General features: G+C 37.1%; 17 protein-coding genes. 10 read left to right on the top strand and 7 right to left on the bottom strand.

From position 1 onward, the window contains the following. Positions 1 to 142 precede the first annotated feature (142 nt). Positions 143 to 2,995 carry a 2-oxoglutarate dehydrogenase E1 component gene (locus tag H7K77_RS16540; RefSeq protein WP_186579348.1) on the top strand — a complete coding sequence of 951 codons (2,853 nt, stop codon included), beginning with the start codon at positions 143 to 145 and terminating at the stop codon, positions 2,993 to 2,995. Further along, a complete protein-coding gene (odhB, locus tag H7K77_RS16535) occupies positions 2,992 to 4,260 on the top strand; it encodes a 2-oxoglutarate dehydrogenase complex dihydrolipoyllysine-residue succinyltransferase (protein ID WP_186579346.1) in 1,269 nt (422 codons plus the stop codon). Before H7K77_RS16540 ends, odhB begins: the two co-directional genes overlap by 4 nt. Before the next feature lie 121 nt (positions 4,261 to 4,381). Here the strand turns inward: odhB and H7K77_RS16530 are convergent, their stop codons facing one another. Further along, positions 4,382 to 6,106 carry an SgrR family transcriptional regulator gene (locus H7K77_RS16530; RefSeq protein WP_186579344.1) on the bottom strand — a complete coding sequence of 575 codons (1,725 nt, stop codon included), beginning with the start codon at positions 6,104 to 6,106 and terminating at the stop codon, positions 4,382 to 4,384. A gap of 96 nt (positions 6,107 to 6,202) precedes the next feature. On the opposite strand from H7K77_RS16530, the gene H7K77_RS16525 reads away from it, so the two are divergent. The 5 genes from H7K77_RS16525 (at position 6,203) to H7K77_RS16505 (ending at position 14,678) form a co-directional block, all read left to right on the top strand. Beyond that, entirely contained in the window at positions 6,203 to 7,459 is a 1,257-nt protein-coding gene (locus tag H7K77_RS16525; RefSeq protein WP_186579342.1) for an MDR family MFS transporter, read from the top strand. Positions 7,460 to 7,804: 345 nt separating this feature from the next. Continuing rightward, entirely contained in the window at positions 7,805 to 8,980 is a 1,176-nt protein-coding gene (gene yhbH, locus H7K77_RS16520; RefSeq protein ID WP_186579340.1) for a sporulation protein YhbH, read from the top strand. Between the two features lie 244 nt (positions 8,981 to 9,224). Continuing rightward, positions 9,225 to 12,173, top strand: coding sequence for a sensor domain-containing protein (locus H7K77_RS16515; protein WP_186579338.1), 2,949 nt, complete (start codon positions 9,225 to 9,227; stop codon positions 12,171 to 12,173). A gap of 445 nt (positions 12,174 to 12,618) precedes the next feature. After that, complete coding sequence (locus tag H7K77_RS16510) at positions 12,619 to 13,128, top strand: hypothetical protein (protein WP_186579336.1); 510 nt, start codon at positions 12,619 to 12,621, stop codon at positions 13,126 to 13,128. A gap of 122 nt (positions 13,129 to 13,250) precedes the next feature. Beyond that, the gene (locus H7K77_RS16505; protein WP_186579334.1) at positions 13,251 to 14,678 is read left to right on the top strand and encodes an aldehyde dehydrogenase family protein; all 1,428 of its coding nucleotides are present in this window, start codon (positions 13,251 to 13,253) and stop codon (positions 14,676 to 14,678) included. A gap of 100 nt (positions 14,679 to 14,778) precedes the next feature. On the opposite strand, the gene H7K77_RS16500 is transcribed toward H7K77_RS16505, so the two are convergent. Further along, the gene (locus H7K77_RS16500) at positions 14,779 to 16,191 is read right to left on the bottom strand and encodes an MATE family efflux transporter (protein WP_328701149.1); all 1,413 of its coding nucleotides are present in this window, start codon (positions 16,189 to 16,191) and stop codon (positions 14,779 to 14,781) included. 65 nt (positions 16,192 to 16,256) lie between these two features. Here H7K77_RS16500 and H7K77_RS16495 point away from each other — a divergent pair, with 65 nt between their 5' ends. Together H7K77_RS16495 and H7K77_RS16490 are read left to right on the top strand one after the other, a co-directional pair. Continuing rightward, on the top strand, positions 16,257 to 17,330 hold the full coding sequence (locus tag H7K77_RS16495; protein ID WP_186579332.1) for an undecaprenyldiphospho-muramoylpentapeptide beta-N-acetylglucosaminyltransferase: 1,074 nt from the start codon (positions 16,257 to 16,259) through the stop codon (positions 17,328 to 17,330). A 75-nt stretch (positions 17,331 to 17,405) separates the two neighbouring features. Further along, positions 17,406 to 17,849 carry a hypothetical protein gene (locus tag H7K77_RS16490; protein WP_186579330.1) on the top strand — a complete coding sequence of 148 codons (444 nt, stop codon included), beginning with the start codon at positions 17,406 to 17,408 and terminating at the stop codon, positions 17,847 to 17,849. Positions 17,850 to 18,533: 684 nt separating this feature from the next. On the opposite strand, the gene H7K77_RS16485 is transcribed toward H7K77_RS16490, so the two are convergent. Together H7K77_RS16485 and H7K77_RS16480 are read right to left on the bottom strand one after the other, a co-directional pair. After that, positions 18,534 to 21,650 carry an MMPL family transporter gene (locus H7K77_RS16485; RefSeq protein WP_186579328.1) on the bottom strand — a complete coding sequence of 1,039 codons (3,117 nt, stop codon included), beginning with the start codon at positions 21,648 to 21,650 and terminating at the stop codon, positions 18,534 to 18,536. A gap of 42 nt (positions 21,651 to 21,692) precedes the next feature. Further along, on the bottom strand, positions 21,693 to 22,175 hold the full coding sequence (locus H7K77_RS16480) for a MarR family winged helix-turn-helix transcriptional regulator (RefSeq protein WP_235988966.1): 483 nt from the start codon (positions 22,173 to 22,175) through the stop codon (positions 21,693 to 21,695). 151 nt (positions 22,176 to 22,326) lie between these two features. Here H7K77_RS16480 and H7K77_RS16475 point away from each other — a divergent pair, with 151 nt between their 5' ends. Then, complete coding sequence (locus H7K77_RS16475) at positions 22,327 to 22,671, top strand: ASCH domain-containing protein (RefSeq protein WP_222599412.1); 345 nt, start codon at positions 22,327 to 22,329, stop codon at positions 22,669 to 22,671. A gap of 1 nt (position 22,672) precedes the next feature. Here H7K77_RS16475 and H7K77_RS16470 read toward each other — a convergent pair whose 3' ends face one another. From H7K77_RS16470 to H7K77_RS16460, 3 genes are all read right to left on the bottom strand, one after another. Further along, on the bottom strand, positions 22,673 to 23,212 hold the full coding sequence (locus H7K77_RS16470) for a CBO0543 family protein (RefSeq protein WP_186579324.1): 540 nt from the start codon (positions 23,210 to 23,212) through the stop codon (positions 22,673 to 22,675). Between the two features lie 168 nt (positions 23,213 to 23,380). Beyond that, positions 23,381 to 24,511 carry a Ger(x)C family spore germination protein gene (locus H7K77_RS16465; protein ID WP_186579322.1) on the bottom strand — a complete coding sequence of 377 codons (1,131 nt, stop codon included), beginning with the start codon at positions 24,509 to 24,511 and terminating at the stop codon, positions 23,381 to 23,383. Then, positions 24,508 to 25,620: a GerAB/ArcD/ProY family transporter gene (locus H7K77_RS16460; RefSeq protein ID WP_186579320.1), complete on the bottom strand. Its 1,113-nt coding sequence runs from the start codon at positions 25,618 to 25,620 to the stop codon at positions 24,508 to 24,510. The genes H7K77_RS16465 and H7K77_RS16460 overlap by 4 nt, the downstream gene beginning before the upstream one ends. Between the last annotated feature and the right edge of the window lie 10 nt (positions 25,621 to 25,630).

Raw genomic sequence — 25,630 nt, 5'->3', positions numbered from 1 at the left:
TCGTTGTTATTTTATTGTACAGCTAGTCAAAATAGGGTATATTAGTTGTTGTAAGAATGTAGTAAAAATTTATAATTTACATGGATGGGTAATTTATAAACTAATAGTAGGAGAAAGTGAACTTCTAATGGGGGTATAAGACGTGACACAGAAAGAATCTAGCGAAAGATTCTGGAACAATTTTCATGGTCCAAACATGGGGTATTTGGAAGAGCAATATGAAAGATATTTGGAGAACCCGGAAGCAGTCGACAAGTCTATTAAAGATATGTTTGACGAGCACGGTGCTCCAGAATGGCTAGATAACACAGGAGATAAAGGGACTGCTCCGTCTTTTAACAATGTAAATATCGATATTAAGAAACTAACCTCGGCAATGAAACTTGTGGAGGCTATTCGTCGTTATGGTCATTTGGAAGCAGAAATTTATCCTGTCGGCCTGTTAAAAGGTAGAAAGACACAGATGATAGATCCTGAGAAATATGGTTTAACGAATGAAGATTTGGAAGCGATTCCGGCTAGCTGGATTTCAGACAATTTACCACGCAATATGAAGACTGCTTTAGACATTGTCGAATTGCTCCGTAATCGATATGTTGGAACCATTTCTTTCGAGTATGATCATGTAAATAATGATAATGAAAGAACATGGCTTCGTGAGAAAATCGAAACAGGATCCTATCAAATTAAATTCAACGAAGAAGAAAAGAAGCAATTACTTGAAAAATTGACAGATGTAGAAGGTTTTGAAAATTTCCTTGCTAAAACCTTCGTCGCTCAAAAACGTTTCTCGATTGAAGGATTAGAAGTGATGGTACCAATGCTTGATCGCATTGTTCAAAACTCATTCTATGATGAAACCGAAGAAATTCTAATGGGGATGGCACACCGTGGAAGATTGAGCGTGTTAACACATATTCTAGGAAAGCCATTCGATAAAATATTTTCAGAATTTCATCATTCTGCAGATAAGGAATTAATCCCTTCTGCCGGCTCAAGAGCTATTACGTATGGATGGACTGGTGATGTAAAGTATCACTTTGGTGCAGAGAGGCAAGTTGGTGAAGAGAAGCCTTCGCCAACTCGTATCACACTGGCACATAATCCGTCTCACTTAGAATTTGTAAATCCTGTAGTCGAGGGATTCACAAGAGCTGCACAAGATTACCGATTTAGAGCTGGATATCCAGAACAGAGGCAGGATAAAGCAATTAGTCTACTGATTCATGGGGATGCCGCATTTATTGGAGAAGGTGTAGTGGCTGAAACTTTAAATATGAGTGCTCTTCCTGGCTATAGTACAGGCGGAACGATTCACCTGATTGCTAATAATTTGGTAGGTTTCACTACTGGTCAAGATCAAGGTAGATCAACTAGGTATGCTAGTGACTTAGCCAAAGGGTTTGAGATTCCAATTATTCATGTCAATGCAGATGATCCTGAAGCATGTGTTTCTGCGGTCATGCTTGCTTATGAATACCGTCAGAAGTTCCACAAGGATATTTTAATTGACCTTGTTGGCTATCGTAGGTATGGTCATAACGAGATGGACGAACCAAGGGCAACTCAACCGCAATTGTATGGGGATATTGATTCGCATCCGACTATCACATCTATTTATGCAAATCGATTAAAAGATAGCGGAATTATAGATGATACCACTCTAGAGGTAATGAAAGAGGCTGTACAGAAAAAATTACAAGATATTTACGATAATATGATTGAAAATAATGCTGTTAAGACGGAACCTAAGCCAGTGCCACAGGCATTACGTAATGGATTAAGTGATATTGAAACAGCTGTTCCTTTAGATCAATTAAAGGCATTGAACAAAGGATTACTTAATCGTCCAGAAGGCTTTAACAGCTTTAAAAAGCTAGAAAGAATCTTAAAGAAACGTGGGGAAGCTTTTGAAAATGGAAACAAGGCAGACTGGGCTACAGCAGAAACCTTGGCTTATGCTTCTATTTTAAAAGATGGTATTCCGATTAGAATCACTGGTCAAGACTCGGAACGTGGTACGTTTGCACACCGTCACCTTGTCCTACATGATGTAGAAACAGGTGATACGTATTGCCCGATGCATGGCTTAGAAGAGGCGAAAGCATCATTTGATATTCACAATAGTCCGTTATCTGAAGCGGCTGTCTTAGGATTTGAATACGGCTATAGTGTAAAAGCGCCAAAAACATTAGTGCTTTGGGAAGCCCAGTTCGGTGACTTTGCGAATGCTGGTCAAGTTATTTTTGACCAATTTATTGCCGCAGGTCGTGCGAAGTGGGGAGAAAAATCCAATATGGTTATTCTACTTCCGCATGGTTTTGAAGGGCAAGGTCCAGAACACTCTAGTGCTAGATTAGAAAGATTTTTAAATCTAGCAGCTGAAAATAACTGGATTATTGCTAATGTGACAACTAGTGCGCAATATTTCCATTTGCTACGTCGTCAAGCAGCATTAGTCGATAGTGAGTCAGCTCGTCCACTAATAGTGATGACTCCAAAGAGCTTGCTTAGAAATCAACGTGTTGCCTCTGCAGCGGAAGCATTTATTGAAGGTAAATTCCAACCACTAATTCCACAACCAGGTCTACCAAAGACGACTAAAAAGGCTAAGCGTTTAGTCATTGGAAGTGGAAAAGTGATGGTTGATATTGAGGAAGCAATGAGTCAATCCGATAAGCGTTATGATGACATTCATGTCGTAAGGGTTGAACAAGTATATCCGTTCCCACTTAAGCAAATTGAAGAGGTTATCAAAGGATGCCCGAATCTAGAAGAAGTAGTTTGGGTCCAAGAAGAACCACGAAATATGGGAAGTTGGAATTTTGTAAAGGAACCGTTATATAAATTAACTAATGGGGAAAAAGAATTAAAATATGTAGGTAGATGTGAAAGATCGTCCCCGGCTGTAGGTGAACCTAATATTCACAAAGCAGAACAAAGCCGCATTGTTCAAGAAGCCCTAGAGCTGTCTAAAGGAGGAGATTCCAAGTGAAGGAAATTAAAGTCCCAGAATTAGCAGAATCTATTACAGAAGGCACCATTGCCCAATGGCTTGTAAAGGAAGGGGAGCGTGTAGAAAAAGGTGACCCTATTCTAGAATTAGAAACAGATAAAGTAAATGTGGAAGTAAACTCTGATTATACTGGTGTTGTCGCTAAGCTTCTTAAAGAAGCTGGCGATGACGTGGAAGTTGGAGATGTAGTCGCAAATGTGGATGAAAATGGGGAAGTTAGCACATCTGCCGAAACAAGCAGTGAGCCATCCCAATCTGAATCAACAACTGAATCTAAACAAGAAACAAAGGCAGAAGAGTCTAAGCCAGTAGCTGAAGCGCCAAAAACAGCAGGTAAGAGTAACCAAATTGTAGCATCCCCCGCTGCTAGGAAACGTGCTCGTGAGCTTGGGATTGATTTAAATCAAGTTATGCCAAGAGATCCACTAGGTCGTATTCGTCCTGAGGATATAGAGGCGCATGCATCTAAGGCATCTAACACGACAGAAGAACCGAAAAAAGCGAAGCAAGAAGCAAAGTCTTCAGAGAAAACAGAATTTGATAAGCCGGTAGAGCGCGTGAAAATGTCACGTCGTCGTCAAACAATTGCAAATAGATTAGTAGATGCCCAACATAACGCGGCAATGCTGACTACTTTTAATGAGGTTGATATGACTTCGGTTATGAAGCTTCGAAGCGAACGCAAAGACAAGTTTTTGAAAAAGCATGGTGTGAAGCTTGGGTTTATGTCATTCTTTACAAAAGCGGTTGTAGGTGCGTTGAAGGAATTTCCGCTTATTAATGCAGAAATTCAAGATAATGAAATCGTACTTAAGAAATTCTATGATATTGGTATCGCTGTTTCAACAGATGATGGGCTCGTTGTTCCGGTTGTAAGAGATGCAGATCGTTTAGATTTTGCAGGGGTAGAATCAGAAGTATCGCGATTAGGTAAGAAGGCTCGTGATAAAGAGTTACAAATTAGTGACTTGCAAGGTGGAACATTTACGATCACAAACGGAGGCATTTTCGGATCGTTGTTATCCACACCGATCATCAATGCGCCGCAAGTTGGTATTCTAGGAATGCACTCCATCCAAAAACGTCCGGTAGTCATGCCAGATGATTCAATCGAAGTCCGTCCAATGATGTATATTGCTCTATCCTATGATCATAGAATCGTAGATGGAAAAGAAGCAGTACAATTTTTAGTAAGAATCAAACAGTTATTAGAAGATCCATATAGCCTACTATTGGAAGGTTAAAAGTTAGCTACAAAGCGTTGCGCAGATATAATCCGTGCAACGCTTTTTTTAATTTCTATGAAATAGTAAATAATAGACTCGGCATATATTTTTTCAAAATAGAGCGAGAGTGGATACGATTTTACTTAATCCAAAGCTTGCGAAAATCAACCTGGCCAAAAGATTCAAGCTGAATATCCTGAATCATTGGATGAAAGACTCGATTTTTAATAGGGTGGTGCATAAAAATAAATAAATTATTTTCTTTAATTATCGCTTCAACTTGTTCTATTATCTCATCTCGTTTATTTTTTAAAGGAATCTGTTTAAAATTCTCTAGAAGTTGTTCGATGGCAAGCAAGTTATCTTTTCCAAGGAATCGTCGAAAGATCAACATTTTGTTGTAAAAAGCCCCTAAAAATGAAAGGTGATAATCAATAGCAGATACCTCTCCCATAAATAAAAGGTCAGCACCCTTTTCAAGTTTATTTGTATAAAACTCTTCTAATGAAAAAGTCTGGAGTTCAAACGTCATACCAAACTTACTTGCCTCTTGTTTAAACCAGGTTGCTTCCTCGATTGCACCCGGAAAGTTAAGACAGTATAAGGATAAGGTTTCCCCATTGTAATTCGATTGTTTAAGTAGATTAGTTACTTTGTTTAAGTCTTTATGGGGAGCTATAGAATTCCAAGGAAAAAAACTGGAAGCATCTTTAACTGGATCTCGTCCTAACTCCTTGCATAACTTCTGAACATTTAAGATATGAAATACTGCTTCTCGAAATAGCTTGTCATGTACAACTGAATTTCGGTTAAAATTAAACGCTAGAAAACGGAAACCAACTTCTACATCTTTTTTTAGGATGCCAGTCTTAAGTGTTTCATTAGAATTAATCGTATAGGAAACAGTCTTAGCGGTTTCCATTGGTATCTTCCAGAATTCAATTCTATCCAAAAACGGTCTTGCTAAAAAGTAATGATCATGTGCCTCTATGACGATCCGTTGTTTATCTCTTCGTTTTAAATGAAAGGGTCCAGTTCCAATCCATTGAAACTCATCAAACGGGATATCCTGAGGTAAGATTACTAGATTACATGTGCTTACGTACCTTAAAAAGAATGGGTTCGGCTTAGTCAATTTAATTTGAATAGTATAAGGAGTCAGACAGTCTATTTTTTCAATGTCTTCTACTAGCCAGTAATAGGCTGTGTTCGGGTGGAATCGCTCGAATGTATATTTCACATCCTCGCTAGTAAGCAAACTTTGATGATGGAAGCGTACCCCTTTATGCAAATAGAACTTCCACACTGTATAGTCTTCATTTACTTTCCAATGATGCGCCAGATGTGGCTCAATCTCGTCTGTTTCTGAATTATAGATTACGAGTGTGTCTCCGATTTGTCTGATCAAATGGCTTTCAAAAGTGACGGAACAGTTAACCGGATCAAGTGTCGTCATATCGCGAGAGATGATCGACCGCAGTACATCTTTGTTTTCATCTGTTTCCTGCATACCGAATAATTCTCGTACTTCATTGGAAACTGCAGCTATCCATGGTTTTGGAATCGGAAGTTGTAGAAGTTGGACTAAATCATCTAGTTGGTTGTCACGAATACAGTTGCTTGTAAATAACTCCACTTCTTTTTGAAAAGGGTGAGAAAATAACAAGCTAGATTTATTGCCTCGTCCACGACCAGGAATATAGGTGAGTTTTTCTTGCGCCTCTAATTGCTTTAATTTACGGGTTACATTTTTCTTCGAGCAAAACCATATCTTCTCAATATCTTCAATTTTTACGAATACGGTCTGGCTTTTTTCCTCTGCATAATAAAAGGATCTTAGTATGAAATAGGATAAGTCCTTCAATACTTTACCTCCTAAAAGGGGACATAATTAAGATGATTATACCCTTTTTTTCCCCTTTTGAAAAAGGCAAAATGAATATCTAGAGGGGGAATGGACGTGTTTAAACAATTACATCCAAATATAAGAATACGTATTTACACATCTTTTTTAAGTCGGGTAATCGGTTCAATGATCTTCCCGTATATGGCGATTTATTTCACGTATCAAATAAATGCGACTGCAGCTGGGGTTTTATTACTAGTTAATGTGATCGTTCAGTTTCTTGCAGGTCTTTATGGAGGATTTTTAGCAGATTTAATGGGTAGGAAGCGTCTCATGGTGATTGGAGAAGTGATGAAATTAATTGCTTTTATCGGAATGGGTTTAGCGAATTCACCACTTGGAACATCAGCCATTGTAACATTTATGATGATGCTCATAATCAGCATTGCTTCTGGCTTTGTTAATCCAGCTGCTGAAGCAATGTTAATTGATGTTAGTACAAAAGAGACAAGAGGGTTTATGTATTCCATTAATTACTGGGCAGTAAATATGTCGCTAATGCTAGGTCTTATCGTCGGAGGGTGGTTTTTTAAAACCCACTTTTTCGAGTTGATTTTGGGATTAATAGCAATGAGTGTCTTGACACTTTGGATGACAGCTACACTAATTCAAGAGACGTATCAAGTGAAACAAGGGATTAGTAGGAAAGACTATGGGTTGGTTCCTCTGTTAAAAAGCTACCAATCAGTGATGAAAGACATGCCCTTCCTACTGTTTACTATTGGTGGAATTGCCATACTATCTTTAGAATTTCAACGCAATAACTATCTAGCTGTAAGATTAGAACAGGATTATGTTACAAAAACGATATCATTCTTTGAAAAAGTGAATTTTACAATGGATGGTGTAAAATTGATCAGCCTACTAACTGTTGAGAATACACTAATGATTGTCTTATTTACTGCTTTAATTTCGAAATGGATTAAGGGCAAAAAGGAACAGCCAATAATGTATATCGGCTTCATTTTATTTGGAATAGGGTTTGCTTTAATGGCGGTGACAAATAATACGATCGCTCTATTTATTGCAGTGTTCATATTATCTGTTGGAGAGTTAATGTATGTTCCGACTAGACAATCACTATTAGCTGATATTGTAGATGACTCACGTCGGGGAGCATATATGGCTTTCAATGGCTTCGTATTCCAAATTGGAAAAATGTTCGGAGCACTAGGTATTATCGTTGGAGAGGTAATAGGCGGAATAAGCATGGGTGTCCTTTATTTATGCTTCGTTTTCTTCGGTATTGCCTTTACTAGAGTAGCGATAAAAAGGAGATTCGGTACTAGCGCTAGTGAGGCTAGAGTATAACATAAATTTGAACGAATAGGTAAGTTTAAAAAAGATATAAGCCATCATGGTGCTTTCATGTTAAATAAACCACGTCCGTACGGATTAGATGGGTGCTAACCAATGCTTTGGAAATGTGCGATTCAAGAGGTGGAAGACAATACTTCTGAAAGGGAATTTCCGCTGCATGGTACATTTCGTTTACCTAGTAAAAAAATATTAGTTTTATGTCACCTATTTAATCTAACTTTTTGTCCTAGTAATTAGAAAATGAGTTTGTCCGTTCTTTCTGTTTTTTCAAAAAAGTTTAATCAAACCGCTTGTTGCTGCATACAATGAAATAATACTTGAAAAGGAGGGGAATAGATGGCTGAGTCAAAAGGCACTGATTCCAAAAGCTTCATGATTGCAGAAGAAGATTGGTCCCTCCATAGAAAAGGGTATGATGACCAGAAACGCCACCAAGATAAAGTGCAAGAAGTCCTCAAGAAAAAACTCCCCGATCTAGTAAGTGAAGAGAATATTGTCATGTCCCGAGGGAAAGATGTAGTTCGCATTCCAATTCGCTCACTTGATGAATACAAAATCCGATACAGCCAAGAAAAAAATAAACATGCAGGCCAAGGCAGTGGTGATAGCAACGTAGGAGATGTTATTGCTAAAGACGGTACCCCACAAAAAGGTGCTGGTAAAGGTCCTGGAGCAGGGAAAGATCCTGGTGAAGATTATTATGAAGCAGAAGTCTCATTCGAAGAATTGGAAGAGACTTTTTTTGAACACTTAGAATTACCTAATTTACAAGAAAAGGAAAAAGATAACATTGTCACGCTGGATTATGAATTTAGAGACATACGAAAACAGGGCCTCCAAGGTAACATTGATAAGAAGCGGACAATGCTTGAAGCGTTCAAACGGAATGCGATGGAGGGAAAACCTCAGTTTAATCCCATTTACCCTGACGATCTACGCTTTAAAACATGGGACGATATTGAAAAGCCTGAATCGAAAGCAGTCGTGTTGGCGATGATGGATACTAGTGGAAGCATGGGACAGTTTGAAAAATATATGGCAAGAAGCTTCTTTTTCTGGATGACAAGATTCCTAAGACAAAAATATGAGACAGTAGAAATAGAATTTATCGCCCATCATACCGAAGCAAAAGTAGTTGATGAAGAATCCTTTTTTACTAAAGGAGAAAGTGGAGGTACGATTTGTTCCTCCGCATACCGCAAGGCAATAGAGTTAATTGAGAATAAATACTCACCGTCCAGGTATAATATTTATCCATTTCACTTTTCAGATGGTGATAATCTAACTTCTGATAACAGACGATGTGTTTCATTAGTAGAACAATTAGTGGAATATTCTAGTATGTTTGGTTATGGTGAAGTGAATCAATACAATCGTCATTCGACTTTAATGCAAGTATTTAAACAAATAGAAGATGAAAAATTAAAATATCATGTATTAAGAAATAAAACAGATGTATTTTATGCAATGAAGCATTTTTTCAGTAATAGTGAAGAAGAGGTATATGCTTAAATATAAATGAACAGGTGACAGGAGCAGCTATGGTATTATAGCTGCCTTTTTATGTAAGCTAAATAAAAATCATAGCTAATTAGTACGTGTGAAAACATTCACGTTGGCGTATATAGTAAATGTGACTTTCACTAAACTCTTAACACAGTCGGACTTATCTACTTTAAAAGAAAACCCATATTTTTGTCATTGTTTTACTTTTCATAATTATATTACAATAGAAATAAAAAAAGGGATTTTGCAGATGAGCCTGTTCAAAAGAAAGCAACCAAACATACAGAACAAAGACAATAATAGCTTTTCTTCTTTAAAAGGCGACAATAAGTTGTATAAGAATTATCCAACACCAGTTTTCCAAGTAGATTTGGACGGTAAAGTAATAAAATACAATGAAGCAGTAATACGTGTATTTGGGTATAACGAAAAGGAAATAACTCGCTATTTTGATTCCTATTTCCTTCCTGAGTATAAGAACAAACGTCAATATTTCTTAACAGAGGCAATGAAAGGCATCGCACAAAATTACCAAGCTCGTATTTATCATAAAAACGGAGACGTATTAGACGTTGATGTAACGTACATCCCTATTTTCGGTGAAGATGAGCAAATAAACTGTATACAAGGAATAGCTAGAGATATAACAGCTTTTCGGGATAATGAAAAAGAATTAGCTAAAATTAGTAGTAGCTTAGAGTTAGCACAGGATTTGGCTAGAATAGGGAGCTGGGATTATGACGTTATAAAAGATGAAGTTTATTGGTCTCAGCAACTTTACGAGCTATTAGAAATAGAAAGTGATAATTTTTCACCATCAGCTACTAAAATAGTACACTTCGTACATCCAGATGATAGAGAGCGGTATAGGGACGTGTTGAATCAAGCCATTCTTGAAAATAAGGGAATGAAAGTGGAATATCGTTTCTTATTAACTAACAACAAGACCGTGTTCGTAAAAGAAGAGGCAAAAGTTATTTTTAATGAAAATCAACAACCTGTCCGTGTTATCGGGACAATTCAGGATATCACCGATCAAAAAATTGGTCAGCTAAAGCTTGCGAAAAATGAAGCAATGCAAGCAAAATTATTAGATAACTTAGAAGCGGGAATTTGGTCCTTTAGCTTCAAAAAAGATGTGTTTACCCTCGTATCTAAAGGGGTGGAAATTTTAACAGGGCTTCCTCCAAGTTATTTTAGCAGTCGTGAAACGTGGTATTCGGTTGTACATCCAGATGACCGAGCGTCCCTTTTCGAGCGGCAAACTGTCCTAAGGGTGGGAAAAACATTACACCAAGAATACAGAATCATCCACAAAAATGGGGATGTCATTTGGATTCAGGATCAATCTATACCCAGCCTAGATGAACATGGGAATTTAATTAGGTTAGACGGGATTATTACCAATATAACCAGTTATAAAAATTCTGAAAAAGAGATTAAATATTTGGCATATCATGATTATTTAACACAATTGCCAAATAAACGAATGTTTGATGAGAAGTTAAGTCAACTTGTTAAATCAGACAAAACTAAGAATGTTCCAGTTGGGCTTCTCGATCTAAACCTAGATCGTTTTAAATTAATTAATAATACACTTGGTTTTGAAGTAGGAGATCAATTACTAATTAAGTTTGCCGACAGGGTGAAACGGAAATTAGATAATAATCATACTCTTTTTACAAGAATAGGTGGGGATGAATTTCTTATCCTATTGTGGGGGTATGAAGATAAAAACAAATCAATTGAATTAGCTGAGTTCCTATTGGATTTATTAAAGGAGCCCTTTATCGTAAATGGTTATGAGCTGTTCTTGACAACGAGCATCGGGATTAGTAGTACTATGTTAGATGATGACTTAGATGGTAATTCATTGAGAAAAAATGCTGGTGCAGCACTGAAGCGTGCCAAAATAAATGGGAAAAACACGTATGAAGTTTTTTTCCAGTCCTTAAATATCGAAACATATAAGCAATTTATGATCGAAAGAGATTTACGGAAATCTATTGAAATGAGAGAACTGTTTTTAGAATTTCAACCGATTGTAAATAAGCAGACAGGGGAAATCACTAGAGCAGAGGCGTTAGTAAGATGGAGACATCCAGAATGGGGAATTATATCCCCTAAGGAGTTCATTCCGCTAGCAGAAGAGAGTGGATTTATCTTACAAATAGGTGATTGGGTTTTAGAGGAAGTGTGCATGTTTTTAAAGCGCTGGGAACAGAAAGGTCTATCTGTAGTTCCTATCTCTATTAATATATCTGCTCAGAGATTCTTACGAAATGACTGGGTTGATTTTATAAGGAATACGTTAACGACGACTAAAGTAAATCCTGAATTAATAGAACTTGAAATTACAGAACGTTCTTTAATTCATGGAGAAGAAGAAATTAACTCTGATCTAGAATTCCTCCAAAGTTTAGGTGTGAAAATTGCTCTGGATGACTTTGGGACAGGTTATTCTTCTTTAAGCTACTTAAAAGACTATCCGGTAGACGCAATTAAAATCGATAAGGCATTTGTTGATAGCATTGTTTCAAACTCAAATAGTCGAGCTATCCTAAAAACACTTGTTCAGCTGGCGTACGATCTAGAAAAGAATGTAGTTGTGGAGGGTGTGGAAACTAGCGAACAATTAGATATTATAGCTAAGCTTAATTGTAGTGAAGTGCAGGGATATATATTTAGTAAACCTGTACCTGAGTCAGATTTCCAATTATTGCTAGAACGGAGAGTACTGATTCCTAAATCAATTCCAATCAACCCTGCTGTAATGGACAAGAAGAAGGAATCCAATAAGGTGTCATTTGAGCACCCATTAAAATCAAGTATGACTTTAGTTACTATTAATGGGAAGAAGGTTAAATTAGGATTTACTCCCATTCTAATCAATGAAATATCTAATACAAATTTAAATTTACAATCTGCCATTAACTTACCTATCCGTGATGATTTTATTTATCGCTTAAGCATCGATATAATGGGGCACCATTTTAACTATAATGGACATATTGTATATAAAAAAGAAGTAGCTAATTTGTATGAATATGATGTTGTGTTGGACTTAACTAGTAGTGAGAAAAGGAGATTAAAGCGATTATTACCTATCTTGTCTACCTTGATTAAGAAAGCAGCTATATCAGATAATCATTTCGAGTTCTCTAACAAAGCAAAGTATTTAAAACAGTTCCGCTTATAAGTTAACTTAAATCATAATGATTCACTTAAACTTATTACCTACACAAACTTCTTTATGCTATCGAACAATTACAATAAGTTGCAATTGAACTAGTTGGCCAACTAGGTAGTTTGTTAGGAATTGGATAATAAGAGATATATCTCACCTTATATTATTCAGTACATGACAAATTGACACTAATTTCTAAAAAGGCACTCCCGATGGTGAGTGCTTTTTTGCGTTGTTTGTAATCAAAAGGATTCGTCGATAAGTCGTAACGGGTAAAGTGGGATGCATCAGGCTAAACGATGAATATTAATATAAAGTAGATTTTGAATGTTAAAATATTTACACAACCACCCGAAATTGGTAAAAATTTGTCAAAAGGTGCAACTAAAATAACGTTCCAAACGTCTATATACGTACAGAAGATTATATTAAAAAACGGAGAAGAGAGGGAGCTAGAATGAAAAAGAAGCTATGTTTAATCATTATTTCTCTTCTCGCATTAGGTGTTTTATCTGCCTGTCAGGACGAGAAGAAACAGACGATCCCAGAGGGTTTCTATCCTTATGAGAAATCGGAAGTGAAATCTGTTGTTCAGGAACTCTCTTTTCAACCAGAGCTTCCTGGATTTATTCCAATGAAAGTAGAAATATTAGTATCAGATAAGTATGTTGTGGAAGATTCAAACATGGAGGCGTTAGATATAAGTTTTTATACAAGGAATAATGATCTTTTATCTATTCAATTCTATGATGGTATCCGGAAACAACAAACAGTCGATCCAGAAAAAGTGAATATCTCTGAAAATATTGAAGGCAAATATATGGACAACTCCTTCGCCAAAACATTGACATGGATAAAAAGCGGAATTACGTACCAGATGACATTTCGCCCAAGTAGTACCAATACAAACCAACAAGCTGCATCCGTCACCAAATCAGACCTAATCAAAGTAGCCCAATCATTCTAGATGGTGCCTGTCACCACCCGAATTTTGTCGATACCAAGATGAACCTTCTTTGCATAATCGATGAGGGTTTAAAGATATAATCTGTGTGGAATAGTATTTAAAACACCGCTAGGAGGATGTTTATGACGAACGAATATAAGTTATACATAGGTGGAGAGTGGATTTCTACAAGTGAAAGCATTCAAGTTTTAGATAAATATTCACAAGACGTATATGCGACTGTTGCAAAAGCTGGAGAACAGGAAGTCGAGCAGGCAATTTCTAGTGCTGAAAAAGCCTATAAGAATAGTAAAATATCACCTTATCAACGATTCGAAATTTTAAAGAAGGTTTCTGAATTGATGATAGATAGGAAACAAGAGCTAGCCAAGGTTATTACAATAGAAGCTGGCAAACCACTTAAGCAAGCTATCAATGAGATCGAGCGATCGGCCCAGACATTTGAATTGGCTGCAGAGGAAGCGAAGCGTATTCGCGGCGAAGGTATTCCAGTGGAAGCTGCACCGGGATCTGAAAATCGAATGGCCTTTACGATAAAGGTGCCAGTAGGTGTAGTTGGGGCGATAAGTCCCTTTAATTTTCCTCTTAATCTAGTATCTCATAAGGTAGCACCGGCTATCGCTGCAGGGAACGCTGTCGTACTTAAACCAGCAAGTTCAACTCCTATTTCAGCTCTTAAGTTGGCTGTGTTGTTTGAAGAAGCGGGATTGCCTAAAGGATTATTTAATGTTGTAGTAGGACCTGGATCCACAGTTGGTGATCAACTGATGAAGGACAAACGAATTAATTTGTACACGTTCACTGGAAGTGCTGAAGTAGGGTTACACTTAAAACAGAATACTGGGTTAAAGCGTTCCATTCTTGAGTTAGGTAATAATTCACCTGTTATTGTAGATGAACAAGCAGACATTGATTTGGCGGCAAGAACGATCGCTCAAAAAAGCTTTGCTTATGCAGGCCAGGTATGTATATCCGTTCAGCGTATTTATGTGCACGATTCCTTACTAGACCAATTTGAACTCAAGTTCCTAGAGGAAGTCCGGTCGTTACAGGTTGGTGATCCAAATGATATCAACACGGATGTAGGACCGATGATTTCAGAAAAAGAAGCAGAAAGAGCGGAACAGTGGATTAAAGAAGCAACCGATAATGGAGCAAAAGTAATCGAAGGTGGGAATAGACAAGGTGCAATCTTACAGCCGACAGTGCTAACCAATGTAACTAAAGATCTGCGTGTAGTCTGTGAGGAGATTTTCGCACCTGTTGTTAGCATTATGGCTTTCGATGATCTAGATACCTGTATCGAAGAAGTGAATGAGTCAGCATTTGGCCTGCAAGGAGGTATTTTTACAAACAATATTGATACAGCCTTTTATGCAGCACGAAAAGTCGAAGTTGGTGGCTTAATGATCAACGATGCTTCCCAATACAGAGTCGATCTTATGCCTTATGGTGGGGTTAAGGATAGCGGGAATGGTAAAGAAGGTCCCAAATACTCAATTGATGAAATGACTGAGGAAAGATTAATTGTATTGAATTTGCAAAAATAAAGACGGGGTGGCCCAAGCTTTAGGGCTACCCCATCTTCGTTTTAATTAGGTGAATGCGCCAATCAGGCTTATACTACCTTAAAAAAGACATCTGTCGTCCTTATCCATTCTCAGCTGCATACTTTTTCAATAATTTTCTTTGTAAAAACTGTATTCTTCCAAATAAAGTGATCGCACCTGCACTCAACCCGATTATGAGACCAAGCCAATAGCCATAAGCGTTTAGGTTCGTATAATTAGCTAATAGCCATCCACTCGGCAGACCAATCAACCAGTAAGATACCAGTGACATCCAAAAGGTGATATTTACATCTTTATAACCACGAAGGGCACCTTGTAAAGGAGCGCCAAATGCATCAGCAAATTGAAAAAAGATTGCATAGTATAAGAAATTCTTTGTTAACTCAACAACCGCTGGATTCGTGTTATAGAGTTTAGCAACAGGGTCATCAAATATATACAAAATTAATCCCGCTACAAAGGCGATGATAATACCAGACGTAATTCCCATATACGAATAAGTTCTTGCATCTTTAATCCGTTTTGCACCAACTTCATAGCCAACGGCAATTGTAAGAGCCGTTGCTATACTTAGTGGGACCATGTATAAAAAGGAAGCAAAGTTAATTGCAGCTTGGTGTGCTGCTATTGTGTACGTATTATAGGAACTCATGAACAAAGTTACCGCTGAGAAAATACTAACCTCGAAAAAAATAGAAAAACCTATAGGTACACCAACCTTTAACTGTTCCCACCAAGCAAGAAGCGAAGGGCGAGACCACGTTTTAAATATATTATGGTTAGCAAAAGGTTTGATTCGGTGTACGATCCATATGGATATCACACAGCAAATCCAGTAAGTTAATGCTGAAGCAATCCCAGCACCGATCCCACCATATGCAGGGAGACCAAGTTTCCCAAAAATAAAAATATAATTAAACATGAAATTTAGTGGTAAAGATAGTAAGATAATAAACATGGATATTCTTGTTTGACCTAAAGCGTCAATGTAACAACGTAGTAGGTTAAAGATAAATAAGGGTATAATACCAATTCCTATCGCTAATAAGTAATATTTAGCAACGTAAGCTACATGTGCTTCTAAATCCATGGATTGAACAATTGGGTCAATGAGAAGGAAGCCAATAATGGATACGACTATTCCTAAACCAATCGCCAAAGATATCCCTTGCCTAACGGTTTCAGTGATATTCTTCTCGTCTTTCGCACCAATCATCTGTGCGACAATGGGTGAAATTGCCATTAGGATTCCGTTAATACCAGTTGAGATGGGGACCCAGAGACTAGAGCCTATGGCAACTCCTGCTAATTCAACAGCACCAGTTTTCCCTGACATGACCGTATCAAAGAAATTCATGGCATACATACTGAGTTGTGTTATTAGAATAGGAATAAGTATATAAATAAATAATTTAATCTTTTGTTTCAATGTGCTAGTTTCATACATGATGTTCTTCCTTTTTAGATAGATTTGGATTAGGATAGAGAGGATTATAGCACAAATAAGGTATGGAAGACATGTTTTAGAATCTTTAACACTTAGAAAGGGCGTCCAACATGAGCGAGAAACGTATATTGTTTACAGGTGGGGGAAGTGCAGGACACGTAATTGTTAATCTTGCTATTATTCCTACTTTCCAAAAAGAAGGCTGGGAGATAGACTACATTGGTTCCAAAAATGGAATTGAACGAGAATTGATCGGACGATTAGATGGGGTAAATTACCATCCGATTTCAACTGGAAAATTAAGAAGATACTTTTCTATAGAAAATTTTAAAGATCCATTTAAAGTGTTGAACGGGACATTACAAGCTTTCAGAATCCTAGGGAAGAAAAAGCCGACTGTTATTTTTTCAAAGGGTGGGTTTGTCTCGGTTCCTGTTTTAGTGGCATCACGATTAAGAAAAATACCGGCAGTCATACATGAATCTGATTACACACCAGGTCTTGCCAATAAATTGGCAATGCCATTCGCACAAAAAATATTAGCAACCTTTCCTGAAACGATGCAATTTTTGCCTGAAGAGAAAGCAGAATGGATTGGGGCAGTTGTGAGAAATGAGTTGTTCCAAGGGAGTAGGCAAAAGGGTTTGCAATTTGCCAATCTTCATTCTGATAAGCCCGTTCTCCTAATAATGGGAGGCAGTGGAGGAGCAAGAAAAATTAATCAAGCTGTTCGTGATCAACTTGATAGGTTACTTAACGAGTTTCAGATTATACATATTTGTGGTAAGGGGAACGTTGACCGTGAAGTCGAGGCAGAAGGATACGCCCAGTTTGAGTATGTAAATGAAGAATTGAGTGACCTATTTGCAGCGACTGACTTCGTATTATCACGAGCTGGATCTAACGCTATATATGAATTTCTTGCCCTAAAAAAACCAATGCTATTAATTCCTTTATCCCGTAACGCAAGTAGAGGCGATCAAATATTAAATGCTAATTCCTTTGTGAAGCAGGGTTATGCGAAGATGGTTGAGGAAGAGGATCTAACCGAAGATCGTCTTGTAAAAGAGTTGTTAGAATTAAAAGAGGGAAAAGGAAATTTCCTTAAAAATATGCGGCATTATGAAAGCTTTGAAGCAAAGGAAAAAGTAGTGAAGATTATTAAGGATATAGCAAAGAACTAAGAAAAAGGTGAAAATAGTCGAGTGTGGTTTATACTCGATTTTAATGTTTAGATATATTGAATTGGGGAGAAGGATATGGGAAATAAATATATGAAATGGAATTTGGCAACCTTGATTGCGATCATCCCACTGTGTTTTCTGGGGTATTGGTTTGCTGTGAATAATGAGGCATTATTCTATCTATTTGAATGGTTACTTGTATTTCTATTAGTGATATCCGTTATAATTTCTATTTTGGGAATAACTACAGCAAAAGGTACTGAAAGGTGGATGTCAACGTCTATCCTTTCTTTTCTCGTCCAACTAATAGCTTTTAGTCTATTTCTTGGCCCACTGACTCAGTTTTATCCGTTTATCTATGTTTTCTATTTTATTTCATTAGTAGCTTTGATTTCTCAAATACTTGTATGTGCCAAAGTTGAAAATTCCAAATGGTTACCAATAGTTTTTATTATTGTTGGAGTACTATTTGTTTTATTTGTTGGGATCATTCAATCCCTTTGGGGAACGGTTGCTTAAAGGAAAAGACCTTACCAGATAACTTTAATACTATATTGCTTCTTCGTCGTATAATCTATAAAGTCTCTAGTAAGTGAAGACGTTGATTTCCGCTCTGGGCAGTTGCTTTCCGTGGGCAACGCCTAAGCCAGGGAACTACTTGAATCCGCTTCTTTGCGCCCTTGCACCGAGGAAGCGTGCTGCGAAGCGTTTCTAGTAGACGCAGGTGCATCCTGTGGGGTCTTCACCTGTTGCTTTTCCCACAGGAGTCAACTGCCCTCCGCTCCAATCAACAACAAAGGTGGAAAAATTATTGGAGTAACAGTCCTTAGAATTAAGCTCTTTAGTTGGACGGTTAGTCGTTAATGTTCTAAAGAGTTAGAAATATATCATAGTGTAGGCAGAATACGGAGACTCCTCGAAAATACAACCCAATTTTCTTCGTGCGATGTCAATGCTGTCGAAGCCTTCCTTGTCCTGTGGGAGCAGCACGAGTCCGAAGATCCCGGAAGAGCATTCTTTGCGTCACGGGAAGGCTTGAGGCCGTGCCCACGGAAAGCGGAGTATTCTGCCGGAACGAGTTCAAGCACACATCAAAAGGTTCTTATAAGTTGCTAGTGATTTTATCTCCATTGCGAATGATCAATACTTCTAAATAAACACAAAAACTGCTTGAGGTATAAATCCTCAAGCAGTTTTTACTTGCTAGTCTTGTTTTCTAATAAACGGCCACCAGTTAGCTTTGCCAAATAGTTTGACCATAATTGGTACAAATAGAGGTAGCATGATTAATCCATATAGGAACAAACCTGTTAAGACTACTGTTGCTATTTGGAGTAAGGACATAACACCAGAAGGCATCATTGCAGCGAACGTACCCCCAAGAATGACAGCAGCAGAGATAATAACTGTTCCCATATTCTTCATAGCATGGATCAATGCATCTTTAATGGACATATTAGAATTTTCATTAAAACGGTCCATCAAGAAAATACTATAGTCAATTCCCAACGCGACGAGAATAACAAAGGCAAAGAAGCTAACAGCCCAACTAATCCCTTCATAATCTAGGATATTTACGAAAATAAATTCTGAAATACCCATTGCTGTAAAGTAAGTTAATACTAACGATCCAATTAAATAGAGTGGCATAATAATAGAACGTAGCAGGATTACTAAGATAACAAAGATTCCAGCTAACATTAAGACAACTGTTCGAGAGTAATCAGCATCGGAGATCTCCTGTAAATCATTATTTGTACTACTAATACCACCAATTGCAAATTTAGCATTTTCAAACGACGTTCCTTTTACAGCCCCATCAACAGAATCATTAATTTTATCAACCGTTTCTAGTGATTGTGTTGCATATGGGCTTTCTGAAAGAATGACTTCAAACTTCACAATTTGTTTGTTCTCTGACAAATATGGAGCTATTCCTTCCATAAATGCTTCATTTTCCAATGCTTCTTCCGGAATGTGAACAGTAGCAGTTGATTCTTCTTCACTAGAAAAATCCCCTAGATAGTTTTGCACTTCTGATAAACCATCAGATATTTGCGTTAATCCGTCTGTACTTTGGTCTAATCCGTCTGTAAGCTGAGTCATTTGATCTTGCATATCACTAAAGGCAGTTTTCAGTTCTTCTTGGCCTCCGTAAATCTGCGTTAATCCACTTTGTAGACTTGGAATGCCGTTAACAACCTGTTGTTGACCATTAGCAGCTTGATTTAAACCTTTTTCCAACTCACCAAGTGCGTTAATAAGTTGGTCTAATCCTTTCATCAACTCACCTTTGTCACTTACTGCGAGGCTAATTCCTTTGTTTGCTTCGCCTAAACCAGATGTAATAGCTTGCAAGCTACCATTTAATTTAGCTAATCCTGGAAGTTGTTCGTTACCATTTATTACAACTTTTAATTGTCCTAACGCAGCTTGGAACGCTTGATTCTCAGCTAGTGTAGGATCCTGTTGTTGGGCCATTTCTAAATATTGTTGTACCCCAGTAATTTCCTGATCTTTGTTCCCTGCCAACAAATTATTAATAGCTTGATACCCTTGCGTAACGGATGTTAAATTAGTTTCTATTTCATTGTAACCATTAACAGCAGTACTTAGATTCTTTTGTAATTCTGTTTTTAATTTTTGCAGATTTTGTTTAATTTGTCCTACTCCATCTGCACTAGAGACGACACCATCTTCAATCTGGCTTAAGGCACTTTTCATTTCGCCAATTCCATTATTGGCTTGTTGTGTACCATCCATTAATTGTGTAACGCCATTTTCTGCTTCCGTTAATTGTGGTACAGAGTCTTTTAGTTGCTCTGAAGCTTCACTCAATCCACTTTCGATTTCATTAATACCATCGACACTTTGGCCAATACCGTTACCAAGTTGTCCCGTTTGCTTGTTAATCGTAAAGTCCTCAATAACTTCTCCGGTAGGGCGTGTTGCACTTCTTACGGATTTTACACCATCAATTTTTTCTAACGCAGCACTGATTGATTCAATGTCTTGGAATTGTTCTGCGCTATCTACTTTTTTCTGCGTTTCAAATACAACAGTTGTTGGCATTGCTTCCCCAGGTCCAACACTATCTGCTAACCAGTTAAAGGCTTTAACTGAACCGTAATCATCACCAATCTCTTCTAGAGAATTATATGATTTTTGGTTATCAAAAGAGATTAAGCTAGGCACGACAATTGCTAGTACGATGATAAGAGCAACTAATGGTCTTGCCCATGCAAACAATCCAACAGATTTCCACAGCTTGCTTTCACTGTGCTCGACATTTTTATCAAATGGCCAGAACAGTTTCTTACCTAGAACGACTAGGAAGAACGGTACCAATGTCGGTAATGCAATTAATACTACCGCAACACCGACAGCAACTGCTACTGCTGATTGATATAAGGAGAAGGTCGATAATCCAATAGTGGAAAAGCCAATTAATACAGCTAATCCAGCAAAGAAAATTGTTTTACCAGCAGATTTATAGGTAGCAATAACTGCTTCTGTAGTCGTCTCATAATTTGCTAACTCTTCTTTAAAGCGACTAATCAGTAGGATACAATAATCGGTTCCGATACCAAACATGACCGCGACCATGAAGATCTGGGTGAAGGTTGATAACGGAAAATTAACTGTATCTGCAAGAATCGATACGATCCCTTGTGCTGCCAAGTAACTAATCCCAACCGTCACTAGTGGGATAAATGGTGCGATTAAGGATCTAAAGACAACAAATAAAATTAATAGGATAAATCCCACAGTAATGTACTCTGTTTTTTTCAATCCTTCTTCCGAATTGATTACAATATCATGTGAAATGTAGGCTTCACCAGTCAAATGGTGTTCAACCTCGACGTCTTCTACAGCATTATAGATCGCTTCTTTCGATTCCTCAATTGTTCGATTCTCAATGGATACATCCATCGGTACGAGAATAGTAGTTCCGTCTTCTGACACAACTTGTTCTTCAATTCGTTCATCTTCTGTAAAATTAAGTATGTTCGATACTTCTAGTTTTTCTTGTTGATCTTCTAATGTACCGATTGCTTTAGCAACTTCTTCTTTCTGCGTGTCTGTTAGTTTCTCATTTTCATGAAAAACCATTACACCGCTAATCGTATTCTCATCATTGTCCTCAGACATTTGTTCAAGCAATTTAGATGCTTCCGATGAAGAATAACCTTCAGGTACCCCTATCTGGCCTTTTTCTCGAACGAGTTCTTGTAGGTTCGGTGAAAATAATAGTAAGCCGACAGCTACTACGATCCATAAAACAAAGATCGGCCAGCGAAATTGTATGACTCTCTTCATTAATTTATATCCCCCTTAACACTTTTCTGTTTTTGTAATTATTTATTTTCTAGGAATAATACGTGCAAGCTTTTCAAGTGATTCAATAAAGCAGGAAATCTCTTCATCCTTGAACTCAGACAATATGTCACCCAGTACGTCATAAAGTTTTTTGGTTCCAGCATTGATTAGCTTCTTCCCATCTTCGGTTAAAGTTAAGTAAATGATCCGCCTATCCTGTTCATCACGTGTCCTATTAATTAAATTTCGCTCAACAAGTCGATTGATCTGTGCGGTTACGGCACTTTTTCCAATTGAGAATTCATGAGCAATATCAGAACTCGTACAGGGTTGTTTCATTTGTAAAAATCGAAGGGTTCCAAATTGGTCTGATGTCAATTCCTGATGAACCTTTTCGTTCATAATCACATTGATACGACGATTGACCTCGTTCATTGCTGTTGTGTACGTATCTACTAGTAAATTTAAGTTTTCTTTGTTCATAATCACACCCCAACCAAATAGTTTGACTAGTGAATAGTTCAATAGGTGAACTATTATAAAATATCACCAACTAAATAGAAAAGCAAGTATGAAAATCAATCGAAGGAGAGTTAGTTAAACATTCGCTTATTATTCTTATTTACAGTATTCTAAAACTATTCTAGAAAAAAAGACGAAAAGGGAATGAATCAAGATGGATCATCAAATGGGACTTTATGAGGAATATTATCAGCAAGTAATTAATGGAAACAAAATATATGAAGTTAGGTTAAATGACGGAAAGAGAAGAGAGATTAAAGTTGGAGATACCATTACATTTCAAATCTATCCTGACTCAAAGGCTTGTTTAATGGTTGAAGTGCTAGAATTGCAAAAATACGATACTTTTGAAGAGATGTATCGTGATCTACCATTTGACTTAATAGGGTGTAAAGGTTGGACCATGGAAGACATGCTCAAGGGAACTTATGAAATCTATTCAAAAGAGGAAGAGGTAAAGTGGGGGACAGTAGCGATAAAAATGAAAGTAGTAGCGTAATTTATTTAGTATTTTCGAGTGAGTAAACTCTGTCCACCACCCATTTAATTGTGATCAGGAGTAAACAATAAATAGGAAAAGAATAAATTGATTTCCATGCGAATGGATGATAGATCTCCATCCAGATAGCGACTTTTTCTAATATAAATGAAAAAATTGCCGATACGATTAAGGATGCTATCACATACTTTTTCCAGTTAGGAAAAAATTGATAGATAAGCATAAATATAATCGAAATTATAATATCTACACAGATAAGTCTACTTCCCCAAGGAACAACCATTGTCGGATAATCCCATAAAACAAGCTCTGCACCAAGTACATCTAAGAATGTAACAATCATAAGGCTAGACGTTCCTACTAATAAAACCTTCGTTAGTTTTGTACGATCTACAAGCTTCACGAAAATAAATATAGTGAAACATACACTGAAAATAAGAAATAGCCATTGCCAAGTAAGGAATACCTCATTTACCCAATACTCCCACCTTAACCATCTCAGTTCCTTCTGTGTATTGATTATATCGGAAAATACGTCCACAATAGTCTACCCCTTCAATGGTAATTTACTAATCTTATTATTAGTGAGTAAACGAACATTTATTCAAATGATTCTAAAGCATAACCAATTACTCTCGATGCAAGAAGGTTTAGAAGAAGTTGACCAGCGTTTAGTGTAGCTGATTATTCTTCCTCTAAACAACCGCGTTTATTGAGTTAATCCATGTCGAAGTATAGCAACTGTCACATTAAAATCCACTTGAATATCAGGTATTTTGTCTCTCCATTCACCATCGGACAAATTCTTCCCTCTAACAGTTGAATTGTAAACTTGACCAAAACCGATTGGATCTACTTGTAATTCCTTTAACTTAGATGTTAAATTATTTAATTTACTATTTATCTTTTTCTCAATCTCTTTCTCAAACCTCTTTGCAATTGCTTCATTACTGATCGCAACTTTTTCTGATACTTCTAATAATCTGGTTTCAATATCAATATCAACCTTAAAGGACAGCTCCTGAGCAGATACTAACTTAATCTTATTATTACTTCTAACTTCACTTAGTGTCACGGTAATCTGCTCTTGATCGTCAGTTTTGGCATGCTTATTAATATAATCTTGAAATGGTTCTTTTGGAATAGCAAGTTCCAATTGACCGGACTTGAACCTGCTTGTAAGCAATTTGATGAAAAACCCTTCTTGTTGTGTTGCTTTTTCAACATATTTATCATCTTGAAATAAAGCTACGTCTTTAATAATTGGTTTATCTTTTTCCAATTCTATAAGAGGCAGAACAGGATCTATTCCAGGCATATTGAATTCGTGCATAAAGTCACGAAACGATGACCGCATAATAATTTCCCTTTTGATATTGTTATCAATTAACTCAAACAGATAGTTTTCCGCATCCAGATCTTTATTTTTATCCGCTGCAGTGATAATTTCTTTTGCGGTTGCATCTGTTGTTGAAAAGTACATCGTGTCTGATAACTTAGCGTCCCTTGAAAAATTATCGATAACACGTATTAAACCATCTTCAGCCATTTCTTTTCCAAAAATGATTAACCGTAACTGTCCGCCTACAAGTTTTAAATTGGACTCTAAATTTCCACGGTCTTGTGTGCCTTTTAACGTTCTTGCGGTTGTTGATGTTATCGTTGATTGACTAGTTTTTTCTGGATCAAACTTAAAGTAGTTGAATGTTGTCTCTAGTTTTCCATCATCCACTAAATCAATTCCGAGTGCGCTAATGACACCAAGTTCTTCGATATGATATGTGGGAACACACCCGATCAGAAGAGTACAACATAGTAGATTGAAAATGCCCTTTTTCATTCAGAATTCCCTTTCTTAGAAAAAAATTTCTTCTTAATCAATACTAGGGGGAGTAATAGTAACGGGTAAATAAATGCAATCCAAAAGCCCGCACTTGAAACGCTACCAAGTAAGGTAGATATGAGTAATTGTTTCTTAATAAAGGTGATTCCAATCAATAATAGGGACGCAACAACTAGTAGTGTTTTACGTTGCGTAAACCCATAAAGACGTTTCATTCCATACGTGATTATCCAACTGAATAGAATAAAGTTTGGAAAAATAACCATTGCCCATTGCGTGACAACAATCAAGTCAAATCTTTCGATAATGGGATACTCGACCACTTTAAATAAGGTAAGAACAGGCCAAAGCATATGCTCGAGTGCTGTTGGACTGAAGTAACCAATCGAAATGATCATGACTACAAGCACCAAAAAAGTAGTCATTGCTACTCCAAGATGTGCTGGGAGGGCTACTTTCTTTTTATCTTCTATAAATGGATAAAGAAAGAAGAGAATTTCAATCCCGATAAAAGAGTAACCAGCTTGATAAGAACCGAGTAATAAATCCCTTGGAGAAGCCTCTAGTATAGGTCTGAATGACGTTAATTCCATGTACCCAACAGTTTTATATAAGAAAAAAAACAACCAAAATGACAAAAAGAAAAAAACAAAGGCAATACCTACAGCAGTCCTTACTCCTCCTGATACGGTGTAAACAATCAGAATAACTAATAGGGAGCCTAACATCCAAGAAGGCATTTGCGGATAAATAAATACTTGTACAATCTGGATATAATTGATTAAAGAACTTAAAAGTGTTGCAAAAATATAAACAAGGTAAAGTGTTCCTAATAACTTGCCAATCCATGTTCCAAATATATCGACTTGTATCCCTAACAAATCAGCACTTTCATATTTTTTTAAAATAAATAACATGGCAAAAACAACTAGGTGCATGAGAACCCCACAAATTAAAACAGACATCCATCCGTCTTGCTTAGCTTCTTGAAATATGTGTCGTGGAGCCCCCAGGATACCTAGTCCTGTTTGAATATTGACAATTATAAAAAATAGATAGAAAGCCCGTATCTGCAGGTTAGGTTTCACAACGTTGTTTACTTCCATCGACCTAACC

The sequence above is a fragment of the Aquibacillus kalidii genome (assembly GCF_014280935.1).
Classification (GTDB): Bacteria; Bacillota; Bacilli; order Bacillales; family Amphibacillaceae; genus Aquibacillus_D; species Aquibacillus_D kalidii.
The sequence above is the reverse complement of the archived record's forward strand: the minus strand, read 5'-3'. Positions and strand labels throughout refer to the sequence as shown.

Coding starts and splice junctions, on each gene's coding strand:
- yhbH (WP_186579340.1), top strand. CDS start 7,805: ATGGCTGAGTCAAAAGGCACTGATTCCAAAAGCTTCATGATTGCAGAA.
- H7K77_RS16515 (WP_186579338.1), top strand. CDS start 9,225: ATGAGCCTGTTCAAAAGAAAGCAACCAAACATACAGAACAAAGACAAT.
- H7K77_RS16510 (WP_186579336.1), top strand. CDS start 12,619: ATGAAAAAGAAGCTATGTTTAATCATTATTTCTCTTCTCGCATTAGGT.
- H7K77_RS16505 (WP_186579334.1), top strand. CDS start 13,251: ATGACGAACGAATATAAGTTATACATAGGTGGAGAGTGGATTTCTACA.
- H7K77_RS16495 (WP_186579332.1), top strand. CDS start 16,257: ATGAGCGAGAAACGTATATTGTTTACAGGTGGGGGAAGTGCAGGACAC.
- H7K77_RS16490 (WP_186579330.1), top strand. CDS start 17,406: ATGGGAAATAAATATATGAAATGGAATTTGGCAACCTTGATTGCGATC.
- H7K77_RS16485 (WP_186579328.1), bottom strand. CDS start 21,650: ATGAAGAGAGTCATACAATTTCGCTGGCCGATCTTTGTTTTATGGATC.
- H7K77_RS16475 (WP_222599412.1), top strand. CDS start 22,327: ATGGATCATCAAATGGGACTTTATGAGGAATATTATCAGCAAGTAATT.
- H7K77_RS16465 (WP_186579322.1), bottom strand. CDS start 24,511: ATGAAAAAGGGCATTTTCAATCTACTATGTTGTACTCTTCTGATCGGG.
- H7K77_RS16460 (WP_186579320.1), bottom strand. CDS start 25,620: ATGGAAGTAAACAACGTTGTGAAACCTAACCTGCAGATACGGGCTTTC.